This window comes from uncultured Aquimonas sp. (genome assembly GCF_937888285.1).
Classification (GTDB): Bacteria; Pseudomonadota; Gammaproteobacteria; order Xanthomonadales; family Xanthomonadaceae; genus Aquimonas.
Genome location: NZ_CALART010000015.1, coordinates 97,241 through 115,955 on the forward strand (window position 1 = coordinate 97,241; position 18,715 = coordinate 115,955).

An 18,715-nucleotide genomic window follows, 5' to 3' on the forward strand; every position below is an offset into this window, starting at 1 on the left:
CCTCAGGCCTGCCGTCGCAGGCGCTTGGCATCGTCGGAGCGCGCCGCGCGGATGCGCTCGAAGTAATCGGCGTCGATGCCGGTGACGTACTCGCCGGTGAAGCAGCTGGCGTCGAAGGTGGTCAGCCGCATCTTGGGCCCGCCCACCGCTTCCTTGAGGTCGGCGAGATCCTGGTAGACCAGCCAGTCGCAGCCCAGCTGATGCTGGACCTCGTCCTCGCTGCGGCCGTGCGCCACGAGCTCTTCTGCCGCCGGCATGTCGATGCCGTAGATGTTGGGGAAGCGCACCGGCGGCGCGGCCGACGCGAGGTAGACCTTGCGGGCACCGGCCTCGCGCGCCATCTGGATGATCTGCCGGCTGGTGGTGCCGCGCACGATCGAGTCGTCGACCAGCAGCACCACCCGGTCGCGGAACTCCAGCGAGATCGGGTTGAGCTTGCGTCGCACCGATTTCACCCGCTCGCCCTGCCCGGGCATGATGAAGGTGCGGCCGATGTAGCGATTCTTGATGAAGCCTTCGCGGTACTTCACCCCCAGCACATTGGCCAGCTCCAGCGCCGAAGTGCGCGAGGTGTCGGGGATCGGGATGACCGTGTCGATATCGTGGTCCGGCCGCAGGCGCAGGATCTTCTCGCCCAGCTTCACGCCCATGCGCATGCGCGCCTTGTGCACCGAGACGTCGTCCATCATCGAGTCGGGCCGGGCGAAGTAGACGAACTCGAAGATGCAGGGCGCGTGTTCGCTCGCCGGCGTGCAGACCTCGCTGTGGATCTCGCCGCGCGGCGTCACCACCACGCATTCGCCCGGCTTGACGTCGCGCAGGCGGATGAAGCCCAGGATGTCGAGCGCCACGCTCTCTGACGCGAGCGCGTACTCGATGCCTTCCGCGGTCTCGCGCCGGCCGAGCACCAGCGGGCGGATGCCGTGCGGATCGCGGAAGGCCACCAGCCCCAGGCCAAGCACCAGACTGACCACCGCGTAGCCGCCGCGACAGCGCTGATGCACGCCCGCCACGGCGCGGATCGCCGACGCCGGCGAGAGCTGGCCCTGTTCGGCCAGCTCGTGGGCGAACACATTGAGCAGCACTTCCGAATCGGAGCCGGTGTTGACGTGGCGACGGTCCATCTCGAACACCTGCGCACGCAGCGCCTCGGTGTTGATCAGATTGCCGTTGTGGGCCAGCGCGATGCCGAAGGGCGAGTTGACGTAGAAGGGCTGGGCCTCGTCCGAGCCCTCCGAGCCCGCCGTCGGATAGCGACAGTGGCCGATACCCATGCGCCCGCTGAGCAGGCGCATCTGCGGCTCGTCGAACACGTCCTTGACCAGGCCGTTGCCCTTGTGGACGCGCAGTCGCAGGCCATCGGCGGTGGCGATGCCGGCAGCGTCCTGGCCGCGGTGCTGCAGCACCGTCAGTCCGTCATACAGGGCCGGGCCCACCGGGCCGGTGCCGACGATGCCGATGATTCCGCACATGGGGTGTCCTTGGGGGCGAGGCTCCGCGAACAGGCCGCGGCAAGGCGCGCATTATCCCCCGACGGACGCCGGCTGGGCAGGCTTCTCGACCGGGGCTGGTAACTCGAGACGGATCACCGGCACGAAGTTGACCTCTTCCGCCACCGCTTCCGGCAGCCGCGCACGCAGCCACTCGGCGCCGCGCTGGAAGGCCGGCACCACCCGCGACTGCTCCCACCAGGCGTCGCCCGGGAGGGCAGTGAAGCCGGCGAGCAGCACCGCGACCGCGCCCAGCGCATAGCCGCGCGCGATCCCGAACAGCAGGCCCAGCAGGCGATCGGTGCCGGACAGGCCGGTGGTCTTGACCAGCTTGCCCATCAACCAGGTGGCCAGGCCGCCCACGGCCAGCGCCAGCGCGAACAGCGTGGCGTAACCCAGCAGCAGTCGTGCCGAGGCCGCTTCCACCACGCCCTCGAACAGCAGGGCGGCGCGGTCGCCATAGGTGAAGGCCAGCCAGAAAGCACCGATCCACACCGCCAGCGACATCACTTCAACGATGAAGCCACGCCACAGGCCGACCAGGGTCGAGAGCCCCAGGATCGCGAGCAGCACGATGTCCGCCCAGGTCAGCATGTCCAAGCGAGATGTCCGCGCTTACGGATGACTGACGACGAGGCCGTCGACATTGAGTCGCGACTTCAGCTCGCTGCGGCGACGCTCGGCCGAGGCGCGGTCCAGCTCAGGCCCCACGCGCACGCGCCAGAGGGTGCCTGCATCGGCATTGACGCGTTCGACGAAGGCGGTGAAGCCAGCACCGCGCGCGCGATCACGCAGGGCATTGGCGTCGGCCTCGCTGCGCAGCGCGCCCAGCTGCACCGCGAAGCCGGCGGTCGCCGAAGGTCGAGCCGGCGCCGGCACGCTGCTGCCGGCATCGAGATTGATGATGCTGGTCGGCAGATCGCGCTGTACGGCCAGCGCGGCCTGACGCGCGCGCTCGGCCTCGGCGCGCTGGGCGTAGGGCCCGAGGCGCACGCGTCGCACCGGTCGGCCGTCAAGGCTGACGCTCTCGGCATAGGCCGCGATGCCGGCGTTCTTCAGCCGGTTGAGCAGGTTCTCGGCGTTCGCCACGTTGGCATAGCTGCCCACATTCACCGCATAGCTGCCGCCGGCAGTGGCCGTCGGCAGCGTCGCGGCGGGCCGCGGCGGCGGGCTCGACGCGGCGGCTGCGGCCGGGCTGGAGGACGCCGCAGATGAGGACGCCGCGGACCGCGCGGGGGCGGAAGGGGCGGCGCTGGAGGCGGCCGGCGGCGCGGTCGCTGGAGCCGCCGCGACCGAGGAGGAGGAGGAGGAAGCGTTCGGCGAAGCAGGGGTCGAATGCGCGTTCGGATCCGAGCCCGCCCCCACCGGCTGGCCACTCAGGGCATCGACTCTCTGCTCGGCGTCGGTATCGACCACCGCCAGCACCTCGGCGCCATCGGCCGCTGCGGGCTGGGCAGGCGCCGCGCCAGGCGCAGGCGTCGGCAACAGCGGAATCTCGCGGGTTTCCATGGGCCGATCCGGGCGCACCGGCAGATCCAGGCTGAGCTGCTCGGCGCTGGCCTCGCGCTCGGTCTCGGGGCCGTCGACCAGCATCGGCAGGAAGATCACCGCCAGCGCCACCAGCACGGTGGCACCGATCAGTCGCTGCTTGAGGGCTGCATCCATGGAAGTCTTCGCATCCGCGGCAAAGTGAGGAACGACCGGGAGTATAGGGCCTGCCCTGCCCTACACTTGCGCGCCCATGGCCCGCATTCCCGACAGCTTCATCGACAGCCTGCTGGCGCGCACCGACATCGTCGAGCTGATCGATGCGCGCGTGAAGCTGAAGCGCGCCGGCCGCGAGTTCACCGCCTGCTGCCCCTTCCACGACGAGCGCACGCCCTCGTTCTACGTCAGCCCGACCAAGCAGTTCTACCACTGCTTCGGCTGCGGGGCGCACGGCACGGCGATCAAGTTCCTGATGGAGTACGACCGCCTGGAGTTCCTCGACGCGGTCGAGGATCTGGCCAAGCGCGCCGGCATGGAGGTGCCGCGCGAGAACAAGCCGGCGCGCGGTCGCGAAGACGACTTCGGTCCGCTGTATGCGAGCACCGCTGCGGCCAGCACCTTCTTCCAGACGCAGCTGAAATCCGCGGCCCACGCCCGCGCCTACCTGCAGAAGCGTGGCGTCGACGCCGCCACCCAGGCGCGCTTCGAACTGGGCTACGCGCCAGCCGGCTGGGACGCCCTGCTGTCGGCGCTGGGCCGCGACGAGGCGCAACGCGCCCTGCTCGACAAGGTCGGCCTGCTGTCGAAAAACGACGCCGGCCGCACCTATGACAAGTTCCGTGATCGGCTGATCTTCCCGATCCACGACCGTCGCGGCCGGGTCATCGCCTTCGGCGGCCGCGTGCTGTCGGCGGACGATAGCCCCAAGTACCTGAACTCGCCGGAGACACCGCTGTTCCGCAAGGGCCGCGAGCTGTACGGCCTGTGGCAGGTGCGGCAGACCCACTCGCGCATCCCGCGGCTGATCGTGGTCGAGGGCTACATGGACGTGGTCAGCCTGTTCCAGTTCGGGGTGACGCAGGCGGTCGCGACGCTCGGCACGGCGACCACGCCCGACCACGCCGAGCTGCTGTTCCGCAACTCCGGCGACGTCTACTTCTGCTTCGATGGCGACCGCGCCGGCCGTGCGGCGGCGTGGAAGGCGCTGGAGTCGACGCTGCCGCGACTGAAGGACGGACGCCAGGCCTGGTTCCTGTTCCTGCCCGAGGGCGAGGACCCCGACACCGTGGTCCGCAGCGAAGGGGCGGAGGGCTTCGACCGCCGGCTGCAGCAGGCCATGCCGCTGTCGGAGTTCTTCTTCAACGAACTCGGTCGCGACATCCAGATGGACAGCCTCGATGGCCGCGCGCGGCTGGTCGAGCGCGCGCGACCGATGATCGAGCAGATGCCCGACGGCGCCTTCCGCGACCTGATGCGGCAGAAGCTGGCCGAGTTGACCGGGCTGGCCGCGCGCGTCGAAGTGGCGCGCCCGAAGCCGGCCGCAGCGGCGCCGCGCCCGCGCAATGCGCGACGCTCACTCGTGCGCATCGCGATCGAACTGCTGCTGCAGCAGCCGGCGCTGGCGCAGCGCGTCGAGCCGCCGTACGTGTTCGCGTACCTGGACCAGCCCGGCGTGCCGCTGCTGCTGGATCTGCTGGAGCGCTGCCGTGTGCGCCCGGACATCACCACGGGCTCGCTGCTGGAAAGCTACAGCGACAGCGAGGACCTGCCCTCACTGACGCGACTGGCGGTCGCCGAGATGATCGCCCCGCCGGAAGGCTGGGCCGCGGACTTCGATGGCGCGATCCGCGGCCTGGAGCTGATGGCGCTCGAGCAGCGCGAACGTGACCTGCAGGCGCGTGCACGCGAAATCGGGCTGGCCAACCTGAGTCGTGAGGAGAAGGACGAACTGCGTTTGTTGCCGCAGCTGAAGGCGGAGCGACGCGGCGGACACTGACTCGCCAAGCCTCCGGCCCAAGCAGCATTCGATTGCATCTGGCCTCGCCCTCGCAGGTGGCCGCACCAAGGCCTCATGCGGCTGGTGGAGGTGCTCAGCCGAAGTGCTCGTAGCCGCAGCGCTCGGCCCGGTACGCGAATGCATGCCCGCCGCGCTCGAAGCGCAGCCCCTGCGTCGACTCGATGCGTCCGATGCGGGTGAGCTCGCCGCGCGCGAACTCAGGCAGCGCTTCGATGTCCGCTGTCTCGCCGCAGACCAGCAGCTCGTAGTCGTCGCCGCCGGCAAGCTGCAGCGGCCAGCGCTGCTCCGCGTCGGGCCGCAGCGCACGCAAGGCCGAAGAGACGGGCAAGGCATCGAGGTCGAGCACGGCGCCGACAGCGCTCGCCCTGAGCACATGGCCGAGGTCCGCCAGCAGCCCATCGCTGATGTCGATGCAGGCGTGTGCGGTGCCCGCCAGCGCCTGGCCCAGTTCGACCCGCGGCGTCGGCCGGTCAAGACGCGTGCGCAGGGCTCGCGCGACCTGCGGATCGCTGCATTCGATCCGTTGCTGGACGATCGCGAGCCCCGCGGCGGCATCGCCGGTGCTGCCGCTGAGGTAGATCGCATCCCCCACCCGCGCGCCGTCGCGTCGCAGGGCGCGCGTGGGCGCGACGCTGCCGATCGCCTGCACGGACAGGCTCAGGGGCCCGCGCGTGGTGTCACCGCCGACCAGGGCGACCGAGTGCTGTTCGGCGAGGCTGAGCAGGCCGTCGATCAGGGGATCGACGAAGGCCGGATCGGAACTGGGCAGGCTGAGCGCCAGCGTCGCCCAGCGCGGCGTGGCTCCCATCGCGGCGAGATCACTCAGGTTCACTGCCAGCGCCTTCCAGCCGATGTCGAAGGGCGCGGTGCCGTCCGGGAAGTGCACGCCGACGTTCAGCGTATCGACGCAGACGCAGAGCGCCTCACCTGCGGGCGGCGTCGCCAGCAGGGCGGCGTCGTCACCGATGCCCAGCAGCACGTCGGCGCGACCACGGCTGCGCGCGGCGATGCGCGCGATCAGGTCGAATTCGCCGGCGCCCACGGCGCTGCGCGCGCTCAGCCGCGACGCGTGCCGCCGCGGGCCTCGGCCGCGCGCCAGCTCTGCGCGCCGCGGTCGAGCACGCCGTTGATGTAGGTGTGGCCGTGCTCCGAGCCGAAGCGCTTGGCGATCTCGATGGCCTCGTTGATGATCACCCGATAGGGCACGTCGAGCCGATGCAGCAGCTCGTAGACGGCCAGACGCAGCACCCCGCGCTCGATCGGATCGACCTGCTCCAGCGGGCGGTCGATGTAGGGCGCGAGCGCCTCGTCGACCTGGGCCTTGTGCGCTTCCAGGCCGCGCAGCAGGTCCTCGAAATACTCGAGGTCGGCGATTTCCATGTCCTGCTCGTCGCGGAACTGCTCCAGCACCTTGTTCATGGTGGAGCCGGACAGCTGCCAGGCGTAGACCGCCTGCAGGGCGCGGCGGCGCGCGCGCGAACGGGCGCTGGGATCGATGCCATCGGGACGTGCGTGCTTCATGTTCGGCTCCGCGGGCGGGGTGCGTGGCCCTGCCCTGTTCGTGGGACCGCTGGCGAACCAGCGTGTCGGATCAGTCGTCCTGGCCGCGCAGGGCGGCGATCAGGCTGGCCATTTCCAGGGCGGCCAGGGCTGCTTCCTCGCCCTTGTTGCCGTGGCTGCCGCCGGCGCGCTTCTCGGCGTCTTCCAGCTGTTCGACGGCGAGCACGCCGTTGGCGACCGGGATGCCGGAATCCAGCGCCACCCGGGCCAGACCTTCGGCGCACAGATCGGCCACGTGCTCGTAGTGGCGGGTGTCGCCGCGGACCACGCAGCCCAGTGCGATCAAGGCCGCATGCCGGCCGGCCAGAGCCAACTCGCGCGCTGCCAGCGGCAGCTCCCAGGCGCCGGGCACACGAATCACATCGACATCAGCCGCGTCGACGCCGTTGCCAATGAGCGCGCGCCGCGCGCCGTCGACCAGGACATCGGTGATGCGCGGGTTCCAGCGGCTGGCCAACACCGCGAACCGCGCGCCCGGCACCACCCGCAGGTCGCCTTCGTAATGCGCCATGGGTCAGGAATTCTCTTGAGGGGGCGGGAGTTTAGCTGCTTTGGGCCGGGAATCGGGAATCGGGAATGGGGAATCGCTGAAAGCCCGCACGCGGCCAAGCTTCCCTGGCAGTCTCCAGGGGAGCGCGCCGCCAGGATTCTCGCCCCACGCCGCTGTGGCGATTCCCGATTCCCGATTCCCGATTCCCGGCCTCAGACATACCCCACCACCTCAAGCCCGAACCCACCCAGACCCACCTGCCGGCGGGGGGTGCCGAGCACGCGCAGCTTGCCGGCGCCGAGGTCCGCGAGGATCTGCGAGCCGGCGCCGTTGCGGCGCCACTGGCCGGCGCGGGCACCGGCGGGACCGGCATCGCCGTGGCCAGGCTGCGGGGTGTCGCCGGTGATCCGGGCCAGCATCTGCTCGGTCGACTGCGGCTCGGTCAGCACCACCAGCACCCCCTGACCTTCACGGTCGATCGCCTGCAGCGCGTCGATCGCGGCAACGCCGAAATCCGGGCGCTGCCAGTGCAGCACGTCGGCCAGCGGGTTCTTGACGTGGACGCGCACCAGGGTCGGCGTGTCGGCATGGATCTCACCGCGCACCAGCGCGAAGTGCAGTTCGTGACTGAGCCGGTCGCGGTAGGTGTGCAGGGTGAAGGCGCCGAAGCGCGTTGGAATCTCGCGGCTGTCGATGCGCTCGACGGTGTGCTCGTTGGCCAGCCGGTAAGCGACCAGATCCTCGATCGAGCCCATCTTGAGACCGTGCTCACGGGCGAAGATCTCAAGGTCCGGCCGCCGCGCCATGCTGCCGTCCGGGTTCAGGATCTCGACCAGCACGCCAGCCGGCTCCAGGCCGGCCAGGCGCGGCAGGTCGGAGGCGGCTTCGGTGTGGCCGGTGCGTGCCAGCACGCCGCCCGGCTGGGCGGTGAGCGGAAAGATGTGCCCCGGCTGGCGCAGGTCGGCGGCGCGCGCATCGGGCTTCACGGCGGTACGAATCGTGTGGGCGCGGTCGTAGGCCGAGATGCCGGTGGTCACGCCCTCGGCCGCCTCGATCGAGACCGTGAAGTTGGTGCGGTAGGGCGAGTTGTTGTCGACCACCATCGGCGGCAGCGACAGCTGCTGGCAGCGCTCGCGGGTCAGTGAGAGGCAGACCAGGCCGCGCGCATGGGTGACCATGAAGTTGATGTCCTGCGGCCGCACCAGCTCGGCCGCCATGATCAGGTCGCCCTCGTTCTCGCGGTCCTCGTCATCGACGATGACGACCATGCGACCGGCGCGGATTTCTTGGAGGAGTTCGGGGATGGGGGAGAAGGGCATTTGGCTGTGGCCGAGATTCGTGATTCGAGATTTGGGATTCGTTAGGAACAGCTTGAGGCACGCCCGATGTCGAGCATCGATCCGAGGCAATGAACCAAAGACGTCAGGCGCCGGACTTTCGTTCAGTCGGAGCCCCCGGCTTCTGACGAATCCCGAATCCCGAATCCCGAATCCCGACTCCCGAATCCCGAATCCCGAGCGGCGACCAGCCGCTCAAGATACCTCGCCACCAGGTCCACCTCGATATTCACCCGCGCGCCAGCGCCGAGCGCACCGAAGTTGGTGTGGGCGACGGTGTGGGGCACGAGATTGACCTCGAACTCGGCGCCTTCGACGGTGTTGACCGTGAGGCTGGTGCCTTCGATGCAGACCGAGCCCTTTTCGGCGATGTAGCGGGCGAGCGTCGCCGGCACGCGGAAACGCCATCGCTGCGAGCGCGCGTCATCGGTGACGGACACGACTTCGCCGACGCCGTCGACGTGGCCCGAGACCATGTGCCCGCCGAAGCGGCCGTCGGCGCGCATGGCGCGCTCGAGGTTGACCGCCGAACCGGGCACGAGGCCGCCGAGCGTGGTGCGCGAGAGCGTCTCGTTGGAGACGTCCGCCGCGAAGCTCGCAGCATCGAAGGCGATCACGGTCAGGCAGACGCCGCTGACCGCGATGCTTTCGCCCAGCACCACGTCATGCATGGCGAGCGTGCCGGTGTCGATGTGCAGGCGCACGTCGCCGCCTACAGGCTCCAGCGCGCGGATGCGGCCGACGGATTCGATGATTCCAGTGAACATGGTTGGGAGCCGGGATTGGGGATTGGGGTGAGGAGGCTCGCTGGCGCGGCACTGCCACGCCAGCCGACGAGCGCCCGAGCGCCATGCGCGAGGGCCGGGGAAGCGGCATCAATTTAGGAACACTTCGATCCTTCGAAGCGCATGCTGCCGATCAACGCGACCCGCATAGGGTGGGCCCTGGCCCACCGGCGCTCAACGCTCGCTTCGGTCCATGCTGCACTGACACGGCACGCTCGGGAATCGAGCCCGTCGCGCAATTCAATGCCATGGTGGGCCAGGGCCCACCCTATGCGGTTAGCAGGGTCACACGGGCCGCAGGCGCAGGCGCTGGTCGACGCCGACCTGCCGGCGCTCGATCAGCCGCCAGCGGGCGTGCTGATCAAGGCGCTGCAGGCCCAGCGTGTCCAGCATCGGCCGCGCGTCGCCGCCAAGCAGCATCGGCGCCTGGTAGAGCAGCAGCTCATCGACGAAACCTCCGCGCAGCAGCGCGCCAGCAAGCCTCGGACCGCATTCCGCCAGCAACTCATTGACCCCGCGCCGCGCGAGCTCCGCAAGCACCGCATCGAGATCAAGCCCGTGTTCGCCTTCGGCCACGCCGAGGTGCTGCACCCAAGGGCCAAAGTCTGCGGGCGCGTCGATGCGGTCGGCGTGAAACACCAGGGTCGGTGCGGCGCCATCCGCCAGCAGGTTGGCCGAGCGCGGCAGGCGCAGCTCGCGATCCAGCAGCACGCGCAGCGGCGGCACGCATTCGGTGTCGGCGAGGCGGACGGTGAGCTTCGGATCATCCGCCAGCGCGGTACCGCTGCCGGTGAGGATGGCCGAAGACCGCGCGCGCCAGCGCTGCACGTCGGCGCGCGCAGCCTCGCCGGTGATCCACTTCGACGCACCCGAGGCCAGCGCGATGCGCCCGTCCAGGCTGGCCGCGAGCTTGAGCCGCAGGAAGGGTCGCCCGATCTCGATCCGGCTGAAGAAGCCGATGTTCAACTCGCGCGCGTCCTCGCGCATCAGGCCGGAGACGATCTCGATGCCGGCCGCACGCATGCGCTCCACCGCCCCGCCCTCCCGCTGGAAGGCGTCTTCGCAGGCGATCACCACCCGCGCCACGCCGGCGGCGATCAGCGCATCCGCGCAGGGGGGCGTGCGCCCGTGCAGGCCGCAGGGCTCCAGCGTGACGTAAGCGGTGGCGCCGCGCGCCGACTCGCCGGCCGCGCGCAGCGCATGTACCTCCGCATGCGGACCGCCGGCGCGGACATGCCAGCCCTCGCCCAGCACCTCATCGCCGCGCGCGATCACGCAGCCCACCCGCGGATTCGGCTGGGTGGTGAACAGCCCGCGCGCGGCCAGACGCAGGGCCCGGGCCATGTGGGCGTGGTCGGTGGCTGAGAAGCGGGGATTGGGGAGTGGGGGTTGGGGATTCACAGCCGGTGAGCCTGAAGTCGTCTGGAAGACGAAGTGTCTGCGCGGGTAGAGGCCTGCGTCGTTGCGGGGTCGGGACGGTCCGGGCGCGAGCTGACTCAGAGTGGAGATCCGCGCCACCCAACAACTTCGGGCATGCCGGGTGTGGACGCGTCATCCATGCGCCGCGGGTCTCTCAGCACGCTTCGGATCAGGGTTCCGCGCCCTCGGCGGGCAGCTCGGGCTCCGGCGCATTGGGATGGGTGCGCGTGCGCATCAGGATCGCCGGCCCGACCGGCAGGCGCACCACGCCGACGCGCTCCCAGCCGTGGCGCTCGTAGTACGGCGCCTGGTCGCGGGTCCACAGGTGCAGGTAGGCGTGGCCCATGTCGAAGGCTTCGCTGCTGGCGCGCTGCATCAGGGCGCGACCGATGCCGCGCCCGCGCAGATCCGGGCGCACGAAGAAATTGGCGAGCCAGGGGGCGTGCTCGGCGCCACCGGGCGGATCCTCCACCAGCAGGCTGACCGAGCCCAGGGCCTCGCCCTCCTCGCTGATCGCGACCAGGGTGCAGGGCAGATCGTGCAGACGGTGGGTGGCGAGTTCGGCCGCGGCGGCGGCAACGCTCCAGTTCGGCACGTAGTGGCGGAAGGCGTCGTAGTGCCAGGCCGCAAGCGTGGGCACCAGGTCACGGTGCGCCGACAGCCAGGTGATGCGGTAGTCGGGCGTCGGCGCCGCCGGCTGCGGTGAATCGGGCGACTCGCTCATTTGCGACCTCGCGTGGGCGTGGGCGGCAGGTCTTGCAGCAGGGGCAGCTGCACCTTGTCGAGGCCGGGCAGCTCGCGTTCGAGCTTTTCGATCTCCTCGCGGAAGGCCTGCACGTCCTCGAAGCGACGATACACCGAGGCGAAGCGCACATAGGCCACCTGGTCCAGCTCGCGCAGGGCCTCCATCACCCATTCGCCGAGCTGGCGCGAGGGCAGCTCGCGCTCGCCAGAGAGCCGCAGCTGGCGCACCAGCCCGCGCACGGCCTCATCGATCTGCGCCTCGGACACCGGCCGCTTCTGCAGGGCCTTGCCGAGGCTGCCGCGCAGCTTGCGCTCATCGAACGCCTCGCGCCGGCCATCGCTCTTGACGATCGCCGGAAGCTTGATTTCCACCGTCTCCAGCGTCGAAAAGCGCTCGCCGCAGGCCGGACACTCGCGCCGCCGGCGAATGCTGCCGCCGTCCTCGCTGACCCGACTGTCAACGACGCGACTGTCCTCGTGCTGGCAGAAGGGGCAGCGCATCAGGGCCGGCGATCTTGGGTTAGGTTCTTGTCGAGCGTGTGGGCCGGCCCGGGATTTGGGATTCGGGATTCGGGATTCGCAAGAGCGGACTGAGGGGAGCTGGATCGCAGCGCTCCAAGCTTGGCTCGAAATGCAGTGGCTTCACCGACCGGCATGGAGGACCCTCGCCCTTTGCCACACCCGGCTCTAGCGAATCCCGAATCCCGAATCCCGAATCCCGGCCTCACTGATACACCCGATACTTCCGGCACTGCGCGCTCACCGCCTCGCGCACGCGGGCCAGCACCGCCTCGTCGGCTGGGGCATCCAGGACGTCAGCGATGCAGTTGGCCAGCTCGACGCAGTCGGCTTCGGTGTAGCCGCGGGTGGTGACGGCGGGGGTGCCGATGCGCAGGCCGGAGGTGACGAAGGGCGAGCGCGGGTCGTTCGGGACCGAGTTCTTGTTGACCGTGATGTGCGCCTTGCCGAGTGCGGCTTCGGCATCCTTGCCGCTGACCTCGCGGCCGATCAGGTCGATGAGCATCAGGTGGTTTTCGGTGCCGCCCGACACGATCTTGTAGCCGCGCGACATCAGCGTTCTCGCCATCGCCTGCGCGTTCTTCACCACCTGCTGCTGGTAGGCCTTGAACTCGGGCTCCAGCGCCTCCTTGAAGGCCACCGCCTTGGCGGCGATGACGTGCATCAGCGGGCCGCCCTGGATGCCGGGGAAGACGATGCTCTGCAGCTTTTTCTCCAGCTCCTCGGCCTTGTCGCCGGCGCCTTCGCGGCTGAACACGATGATGCCGCCGCGCGGTCCGCGCAGGGTCTTGTGGGTGGTGCTGGTGACGACATGCGCATGCGGCAACGGGTTCGGGTAGACGCCCGCGGCGACCAGACCGGCGATGTGCGCCATGTCGACGAACAAGTAGGCGCCGACCTTGTCGGCGATGGCGCGGAAGCGCGCCCAGTCCATCACCTGCGAGTAGGCCGAGAAGCCGGCGATGATCATCTTTGGCTTGTGCTCGATGGCGAGCTTCTCGACCTCGTCCATGTCGATCAGGCCGTGCTCGTTGACGCCGTACTGCACGGCGTTGAACAGCTTGCCGGAGGCATTGACCTTGGCGCCGTGGGTGAGATGGCCACCGTGGGCGAGGCTCATGCCGAGGATGGTGTCGCCCGGCTGCAGCAGGGCCAGGAACACGCCCTGGTTGGCCTGGCTGCCCGAGTGCGGCTGCACATTGGCGTAGTCGGCGCCGAACAGCGCCTTGCAGCGCTCGATGGCCAGCTTCTCGGCGACGTCGACGTGCTCGCAGCCGCCGTAGTAGCGCTTGCCCGGATAGCCCTCGGCGTACTTGTTGGTCAGCACGCTGCCCTGGGCTTCGAGCACGCGCGGGCTGGCGTAATTCTCGGACGCGATCAGTTCGACGTGGTCCTCCTGGCGCTGGCGCTCGGCGGCCATGGCCGCGGCGAGTTCGGGGTCATAGCCTTCGATCTTCATGGAGGACGCGAACATGGGGCGGTCACCGGCGCTGGGAGGGAGGCCGCCGATGATACCGTGCCGGGGTTTGGCCCCCGAAATTCGCGCATGTCACATCCGGATGGAATCCCCAGCACGGCGCCCCCTGGCGGCGCCCTGCCCGACTACGCGGCGCTGCGTGCCGCCGAGCGCGCCGGCAGCCCGGCGCGGCGACAGGCTGCCCAGCTGCGTGCCGAAGCCAGCACCGACGTGTACTCGGCGATGGACTGGGCCTTCGAATGCTTCTCGGGCTTTCGATTCCGCGAGGGCCACCGGGCGCTGGACGCGGCCTTGCGTCGCGATCCGGGTTTTCTGGCCGCGCGCTGGCTCGCTTTCCAGTACCCGCTCGACCCGAGCCCGACCAGCGAAGCCGAGCAGTTCGCATTCGTGCAGCGCTGGCGCGAGGGCCTGCGCTGGTTCGAATCGCAGGACTTTCGCCGGCCCGAACTGGCGGCCCAGGTCTGGGGCTGCGTCGGCAGCGTCACGCCCTTCTACCTGCACTACCTCGAGGACGCGGTGCCGGAGATGCGTCGCTACGGGCGCCTCGTGGCGCGGATGATGGCGGCGCTCGACCCCGGCCTGCCGCCGCGCCCGCTGCGTACGGGCAGGCGCCGCATCGCCGTGGTCAGCGCCCACTTCCGCGAGCACACCGTGGCACGTCTGTTCCTGCCCCTGTTCGAGGGCCTGGACCGCGAGCGGTTCGAGGTCCATTTCCTTGACCTTGAACCCGGCGCCGCCGAATGGCAGGCGCGCCTGCAGGCGGCCGGCACGCACCACCCCGGGCCGCGGCCCGCACCGCAGTGGCGGGCTCTGCTGGCCGCGCTTGCGCCGGACCTGATCGTCTACCCGGAGATCGGCATGCACCCGATGCACCAGGGCCTGGCTGCGCTGCGTCTCGCGCCGGTGCAGGCCTGCCTGTGGGGGCATCCAGTGACCACCGGCCTGCCGACGATCGACTACGCCCTGGTGCCCGATGCGCTGGAGCCGCGCGATGCGGCCAGTCATTACCACGAGGCTCTGGTGCGCCTGCCGGGCTTGGGCCATGGCCTCGCGCCGGCGCCGGCGCGCGTGGCGGCTGAAGCGCCGGAAGGCCTGCGACGCAGCGAACCCGGCGGCCTCGAGATTCTCTGCGCGCAGGCCGCATTCAAGCTGCTGCCAGCGCAGGACGCGGTGTTCGCGCGGATCCTGCGGGCGCTGCCGCAGGCCCGCCTGCACCTGACCCCACTGGTCGGCGAGGAACACATCGCCGATCTGCGCGCGCGCATGCGGCCGGCCTTCGAGGGCGTGGGCGTGGACATGGATGCGCGCGTGCTGACCCATGCGCTGATGCCGCTGGAGCGCTTCCAGGCCCTGGCCGCTGCCTGTGATTTCGGGCTTGACACGCTGGGCTGGTCGGGCGGAATGAGTGCGCTCGATCTGCTGCCGCAGGGGCTGCCGATTGTGGCGGTCGAGGGCCCGACGATGCGCTCACGCCAGACCGCCGCCCTGCTGAAGTGGCTGGACACGTCCGAGCTGATCGCGCGCGATGCCACCGACATGGTGCGGATCGCGCATCGCCTCGGTACCGACGCCGCGCTACGCGACGCACTTCGTGCGCATCTGCTCGAGCGCGCGCCACGCCTGTATGCGCGTGCCGAAACGCAGCAGGCTTTTGCCGATTTCCTGGCAAGCGTGCAGCCGCACCCCGCCTGACACGCTGGGCCCAAAACCCAGCGGGCTCGGCATCAAGCCTCGGCTGCTGTGACGCACGGCCGTGCTTGCCCCCTCGCTCCTGCAGGTAGGGAGCTTCTTGGCCCCGCTTCGCGGGTCGGGTGTTCCCGAAGAAACTTCGGATTCGTCATCCCCGCGAAGGCGGGGATCCAGGGCTCTTGCCGCTACTGCAAGTCCGGCCCTGGGCCCCCGCCTTCGCGGGGGCGACGAAGCAGGGGTCGCTATGCCGGTCGGAAAACGCGAACAGCCCGGCATGGCCGGGCTGTTCGCGACTCGCGGGGGCTGCGATCAGCTGTTCGCGAAAGGGCTTGGGTGTCTCACCTCCGAGTTGGAAGCGAGCGAGCGGCGCCTCAAGCGCAGCGTTGGATCTTCCTCAGAGAGCCAGCGCCTGCTCCGCCGGCACGTAGGGCAGTTTGAAACCTTCCGCCACCGGCTGGTAGGTCACGTGGCCGGCATGCACGTTCAGGCCGCGCAGCAGGTGCACGTTCTCGGCCATGGCGCGCTTGGCGCCCTTGTTCGCCAGTTCGAGGATGAAAGGCAGGGTCGCGTTGTTGAGCGCGAAGGTGCTGGTGCGCGGCACCGCGCCCGGCATGTTGGCCACGCAGTAGTGCACAACGTCGTCGACGATGTAGGTCGGATCGGCATGGGTGGTGGCATGCGCGGTCTCGAAGCAGCCGCCCTGATCGATGGCGACGTCGACGACGGCTGCGCCCGGCTTCATGCGGCGGACCAGATCGGCGCTGACCAGCTTGGGCGCCGCAGCACCCGGGATCAGCACGCCGCCAATCACAAGATCGGCCGTCAGCACGTGGCGCTCGACCGCGTCGGCGCTGGAGAACACGGTCTCGACGCGGGTGCCAAACTGGGCGACCAGGCGACGCAGCACGTCGACGTTGCGGTCGAGGATCACCACCTGGGCGCCCAGGCCCACCGCCATCAGCGCGGCATTCGCGCCAACCACGCCACCGCCGAGGATGACGACCTTGGCGGGCTCCACGCCCGGCACGCCGCCGAGCAGCATGCCGCGGCCGCCATTGGCCTTCTGCAGGGCGGTGGCGCCGGCCTGGATCGACATGCGGCCAGCCACTTCCGACATCGGCGCCAGCAGCGGCAGGCTGCCGTTGGCGGCGGTGACGGTCTCGTAAGCGATGCAGGTGGCCTTGGACTTGATCAGGTCTTCGGTCTGCGGCCAGTCCGGCGCCAGGTGCAGGTAGGTGAACAGCACCTGGCCCTCGCGCAGGCGGGCGCGCTCGACGGCCTGCGGCTCCTTGACCTTGACGATCATCTCGGCGCGGGCGAAGACCTCGTCGGCCGTGGCCAGCACCGTGGCACCGGCGGCGACGTAGTCGGCGTCCGAGCAGCCGATACCGGCACCGGCATTCGCTTCGACCACGACCTGATGGCCGTGCTGCACCAGTTCGCGGACCGAGGCCGGGACCATGCCGACGCGGTACTCGTGGTTTTTGATTTCCTTGGGAACGCCGATCAGCATGGCTGCGACCTCGATGCGGTGGATGAGAGGAATGCCCTGCCATGACGCGCCGCAACAGAGCAGATCCGCTGCCCCAAGCGTCCAAGGCAAAACAGCCGCGAAGTCTAGGCGCGGATCTCCAGAGTTTCCTGCTGTAGATTGAGGATCGACCGCCGAATCGTCGGCACAAGCGCGACTTCGCAGCAGGATCTCCGTGAAGCAGAAGAAAGTAGTTTTAAATCAACTGGATAAGATCGATCGCCGGATCCTGCGCGAACTCCAGCGCGATGGCCGTCTGGCCAATGTCGAGCTGGCCAAGCGTGTCGGCCTGTCGCCCACGCCCTGTCTTGAGCGAGTCAAGAAGCTGGAGGACGAGGGCTACATCCGCGGCTACCACGCGCGCCTCGACCCCGGCCGCATGGGCGCCGGCCTGCTGGTCTTCGTCGAGATCCGCCTGCTGCGCACGGCGATGGAGGTTTTCGAGGAGTTCAAGCGCGCCGTGGTGGTGCTGCCGCAGGTGCTGGAATGCCACCTGGTGTCGGGTGACTTCGACTACCTGATCAAGGCCCGCGTGCCCGACATGGCCGCCTATCGCCGCCTGCTGGGCGAGACCCTGCTGACCCTGCCGCATGTCTCCGGCTCGCGCAGCTATGCGGTGATGGAGGAGGTCAAGGAGACGCTGGAGCTGGAGGTGGATGGGTAGCGGGGATTGGGGATTGGGGATTGGGGATTCGGGATTGGCAAGCCTGCCTCGCGTCGTGTTCGAGCGGCCGATGGCCGTACTCCCCTCTCCGCCTGAGGGACGCGCTCTCTGGCGTCCAAGCAAAGCGAAGGCCTGTCGGGCAGAGGGAGTCCTTGTCGCAAGGTTCACCCCCCTCTCCCCCAGCCCCTCTCCCACAAGGGGAGAGGGGAGACGATCGGCGAGCTCATGCAGCCCACTCACCAGTCTTCCATCTACCGCGCCCAGTGCCTGCGCCTGGCGGGAACCCTTGCGCGACCCTGCTCTACGAATCCCGCTCGGCCCTCGCGCACAGCGCTCAGGCGTTCGATGGCTCGCGCGGCAGTGCCGCGCAAACGAGCCATCTGCCTGCGGCCCCGGCCCTCGCGCACAGCGCTCAGGCGTTCGATGGCTCGCGCGGCAGTGCCGCGCAAACGAGCCATCTCACCCCCAATCCCGGCTCAGACCGGCTGCACCCAGATCCGCGTCCACATCTCGCCCAACCGGCGCCTCGCCTGCCAGGGCCAGGACAGCTGCTCGGGGCGGATCTCTTCAATTCCACCCTCGGTCACCCGCGCCACCGCGAAGTTGAAGCTGTAGTCGGGCTCGGCACCCATGCGCAGATCGGACAGCACGACCTGCCCCTCGCGCACCTCGGCCTTCATGAAGCCGCGGTTGAACCACAGCAGGCGCTGCACCGCCGGCAGCGCGCGCACCGCGTCCAGCGCCGCGACATCGCTGCGGTATTCACGGAAGCGGATCGGGCCGGTATCGGCCCACAGCGAGCGCTCGCCCTCCAGGAAGCCATCGGGTGTCATCACCACCACCCGCCAGAGCAGGGTCTGGAACGGCATGGGCACGGAAAAGCGCGGCGCATCCTCATGGCCGGTGCCGGCGAGGCTGCGCTCGACCTCGCGCTCGACCACGGCCTTGGCGGTGAGCGACCAGCCGATATAGCCGGTCGACAGGATCAGCCCGGCCAGTACCGCGCGCGTGCCCGCGGGGCGGTGGCGCAGCAGCCAGCCCAGCGCACAGCCGATCAGCAGCGGCACGGTGTACAGCGGATCGATGATGAACAGCGAGGCCCACATCGCCGGGTGCGGCTGCAGCGGCCACACCAGCTGGGTACCGTAGACGGTCAGGGCATCCAGCAGCGGATGGGTGAACAGGGCGAGCGCGATGCCGGCCAGCCAGGCGCGCGGCGCCTCGCGCACCGGTGCCCATCGTCGCAGCAGCGCCCATATCGACAAGGCCAGCAGGGGCAGCAGGAACAGCGAATGCGAGGCGCCGCGGTGCAGGGTCATCTGCTGCACCGGGTCAAGATCGAAGAAGGACAGCGGGATGACGTCGAGATCCGGCAGGGTGCCCAAGGCCGCCCCGACCAGCAGCCCGGCACGGCGATGGCGCGCGGGCACACAGGCAGCCGTGCAGGCCGCGCCCAGCAGCAGTTGGCTCAGCGAATCCATGCGCTTGCGGCTCCCTCAAGACCA

General features: G+C 69.6%; 17 protein-coding genes. 3 read left to right on the forward strand and 14 right to left on the reverse strand.

Translation table 11 applies throughout. From position 1 onward, the window contains the following. Positions 1-2: 2 nt before the first annotated feature. Genes purF through Q0654_RS05015 form a run of 3 tightly spaced genes read right to left on the reverse strand, consistent with a single transcriptional unit; the run spans position 3 to position 3,155 of the window. The gene (gene purF, locus Q0654_RS05005) at positions 3-1,472 is read right to left on the reverse strand and encodes an amidophosphoribosyltransferase (protein ID WP_298851111.1); all 1,470 of its coding nucleotides are present in this window, start codon (positions 1,470-1,472) and stop codon (positions 3-5) included. A gap of 51 nt (positions 1,473-1,523) precedes the next feature. Next, complete coding sequence (locus tag Q0654_RS05010) at positions 1,524-2,084, reverse strand: CvpA family protein (protein WP_298851324.1); 561 nt, start codon at positions 2,082-2,084, stop codon at positions 1,524-1,526. 21 nt (positions 2,085-2,105) lie between these two features. Further along, positions 2,106-3,155 carry an SPOR domain-containing protein gene (locus tag Q0654_RS05015; RefSeq protein ID WP_298851113.1) on the reverse strand — a complete coding sequence of 350 codons (1,050 nt, stop codon included), beginning with the start codon at positions 3,153-3,155 and terminating at the stop codon, positions 2,106-2,108. Between the two features lie 76 nt (positions 3,156-3,231). Between Q0654_RS05015 and dnaG the strand changes: the two genes are divergently transcribed. Beyond that, on the forward strand, positions 3,232-4,974 hold the full coding sequence (gene dnaG / locus Q0654_RS05020) for a DNA primase (RefSeq protein WP_298851115.1): 1,743 nt from the start codon (positions 3,232-3,234) through the stop codon (positions 4,972-4,974). A 94-nt stretch (positions 4,975-5,068) separates the two neighbouring features. Here the strand turns inward: dnaG and thiL are convergent, their stop codons facing one another. The 9 genes from thiL to glyA form a co-directional block, all read right to left on the reverse strand. Next, positions 5,069-6,037: a thiamine-phosphate kinase gene (thiL, locus tag Q0654_RS05025; RefSeq protein WP_298851117.1), complete on the reverse strand. Its 969-nt coding sequence runs from the start codon at positions 6,035-6,037 to the stop codon at positions 5,069-5,071. A gap of 14 nt (positions 6,038-6,051) precedes the next feature. Beyond that, complete coding sequence (gene nusB / locus Q0654_RS05030) at positions 6,052-6,516, reverse strand: transcription antitermination factor NusB (RefSeq protein ID WP_298851119.1); 465 nt, start codon at positions 6,514-6,516, stop codon at positions 6,052-6,054. A 70-nt stretch (positions 6,517-6,586) separates the two neighbouring features. Beyond that, a complete protein-coding gene (gene ribH, locus Q0654_RS05035; RefSeq protein ID WP_298851121.1) occupies positions 6,587-7,066 on the reverse strand; it encodes a 6,7-dimethyl-8-ribityllumazine synthase in 480 nt (159 codons plus the stop codon). 191 nt (positions 7,067-7,257) lie between these two features. After that, positions 7,258-8,364 (reverse strand): 3,4-dihydroxy-2-butanone-4-phosphate synthase, encoded by a 1,107-nt coding sequence (gene ribB / locus Q0654_RS05040; protein WP_298851123.1) that lies wholly within the window; start codon positions 8,362-8,364, stop codon positions 7,258-7,260. 122 nt (positions 8,365-8,486) lie between these two features. Continuing rightward, the gene (locus Q0654_RS05045; RefSeq protein WP_298851125.1) at positions 8,487-9,149 is read right to left on the reverse strand and encodes a riboflavin synthase; all 663 of its coding nucleotides are present in this window, start codon (positions 9,147-9,149) and stop codon (positions 8,487-8,489) included. Between the two features lie 303 nt (positions 9,150-9,452). After that, entirely contained in the window at positions 9,453-10,568 is a 1,116-nt protein-coding gene (gene ribD / locus Q0654_RS05050) for a bifunctional diaminohydroxyphosphoribosylaminopyrimidine deaminase/5-amino-6-(5-phosphoribosylamino)uracil reductase RibD (RefSeq protein WP_343230120.1), read from the reverse strand. 187 nt (positions 10,569-10,755) lie between these two features. Then, entirely contained in the window at positions 10,756-11,310 is a 555-nt protein-coding gene (locus Q0654_RS05055) for a GNAT family N-acetyltransferase (protein WP_298851128.1), read from the reverse strand. Continuing rightward, complete coding sequence (nrdR, locus tag Q0654_RS05060) at positions 11,307-11,831, reverse strand: transcriptional regulator NrdR (protein ID WP_298851129.1); 525 nt, start codon at positions 11,829-11,831, stop codon at positions 11,307-11,309. The genes Q0654_RS05055 and nrdR overlap by 4 nt, the downstream gene beginning before the upstream one ends. Before the next feature lie 223 nt (positions 11,832-12,054). Continuing rightward, positions 12,055-13,323, reverse strand: a complete 1,269-nt coding sequence (gene glyA / locus Q0654_RS05065) for a serine hydroxymethyltransferase (RefSeq protein WP_298851130.1) — start codon at positions 13,321-13,323, stop codon at positions 12,055-12,057. 72 nt (positions 13,324-13,395) lie between these two features. Here glyA and Q0654_RS05070 point away from each other — a divergent pair, with 72 nt between their 5' ends. Continuing rightward, positions 13,396-15,018 (forward strand): hypothetical protein, encoded by a 1,623-nt coding sequence (locus tag Q0654_RS05070; protein WP_298851131.1) that lies wholly within the window; start codon positions 13,396-13,398, stop codon positions 15,016-15,018. Positions 15,019-15,409: 391 nt separating this feature from the next. On the opposite strand, the gene ald is transcribed toward Q0654_RS05070, so the two are convergent. Further along, positions 15,410-16,528 (reverse strand): alanine dehydrogenase, encoded by a 1,119-nt coding sequence (ald, locus tag Q0654_RS05075; protein ID WP_298851132.1) that lies wholly within the window; start codon positions 16,526-16,528, stop codon positions 15,410-15,412. A gap of 193 nt (positions 16,529-16,721) precedes the next feature. Between ald and lrp the strand changes: the two genes are divergently transcribed. Next, a complete protein-coding gene (lrp, locus tag Q0654_RS05080) occupies positions 16,722-17,210 on the forward strand; it encodes a leucine-responsive transcriptional regulator Lrp (RefSeq protein WP_298851134.1) in 489 nt (162 codons plus the stop codon). A 476-nt stretch (positions 17,211-17,686) separates the two neighbouring features. On the opposite strand, the gene Q0654_RS05085 is transcribed toward lrp, so the two are convergent. Continuing rightward, positions 17,687-18,691: a metal-dependent hydrolase gene (locus tag Q0654_RS05085; protein ID WP_298851137.1), complete on the reverse strand. Its 1,005-nt coding sequence runs from the start codon at positions 18,689-18,691 to the stop codon at positions 17,687-17,689. Between the last annotated feature and the right edge of the window lie 24 nt (positions 18,692-18,715).

What these genes read in the sequence shown, in the direction of transcription:
- ribH (WP_298851121.1), bottom strand. Translation starts at nt 7,066, where the DNA reads ATGGCGCATTACGAAGGCGACCTGCGGGTGGTGCCGGGCGCGCGGTTC.
- nusB (WP_298851119.1), bottom strand. Translation starts at nt 6,516, where the DNA reads ATGAAGCACGCACGTCCCGATGGCATCGATCCCAGCGCCCGTTCGCGC.
- Q0654_RS05085 (WP_298851137.1), bottom strand. Translation starts at nt 18,691, where the DNA reads ATGGATTCGCTGAGCCAACTGCTGCTGGGCGCGGCCTGCACGGCTGCC.
- Q0654_RS05070 (WP_298851131.1), top strand. Translation starts at nt 13,396, where the DNA reads ATGTCACATCCGGATGGAATCCCCAGCACGGCGCCCCCTGGCGGCGCC.
- dnaG (WP_298851115.1), top strand. Translation starts at nt 3,232, where the DNA reads ATGGCCCGCATTCCCGACAGCTTCATCGACAGCCTGCTGGCGCGCACC.
- Q0654_RS05015 (WP_298851113.1), bottom strand. Translation starts at nt 3,155, where the DNA reads ATGGATGCAGCCCTCAAGCAGCGACTGATCGGTGCCACCGTGCTGGTG.
- nrdR (WP_298851129.1), bottom strand. Translation starts at nt 11,831, where the DNA reads ATGCGCTGCCCCTTCTGCCAGCACGAGGACAGTCGCGTCGTTGACAGT.
- glyA (WP_298851130.1), bottom strand. Translation starts at nt 13,323, where the DNA reads ATGTTCGCGTCCTCCATGAAGATCGAAGGCTATGACCCCGAACTCGCC.
- Q0654_RS05045 (WP_298851125.1), bottom strand. Translation starts at nt 9,149, where the DNA reads ATGTTCACTGGAATCATCGAATCCGTCGGCCGCATCCGCGCGCTGGAG.
- ald (WP_298851132.1), bottom strand. Translation starts at nt 16,528, where the DNA reads ATGCTGATCGGCGTTCCCAAGGAAATCAAAAACCACGAGTACCGCGTC.
- ribB (WP_298851123.1), bottom strand. Translation starts at nt 8,364, where the DNA reads ATGCCCTTCTCCCCCATCCCCGAACTCCTCCAAGAAATCCGCGCCGGT.
- Q0654_RS05010 (WP_298851324.1), bottom strand. Translation starts at nt 2,084, where the DNA reads ATGCTGACCTGGGCGGACATCGTGCTGCTCGCGATCCTGGGGCTCTCG.
- purF (WP_298851111.1), bottom strand. Translation starts at nt 1,472, where the DNA reads ATGTGCGGAATCATCGGCATCGTCGGCACCGGCCCGGTGGGCCCGGCC.
- Q0654_RS05055 (WP_298851128.1), bottom strand. Translation starts at nt 11,310, where the DNA reads ATGAGCGAGTCGCCCGATTCACCGCAGCCGGCGGCGCCGACGCCCGAC.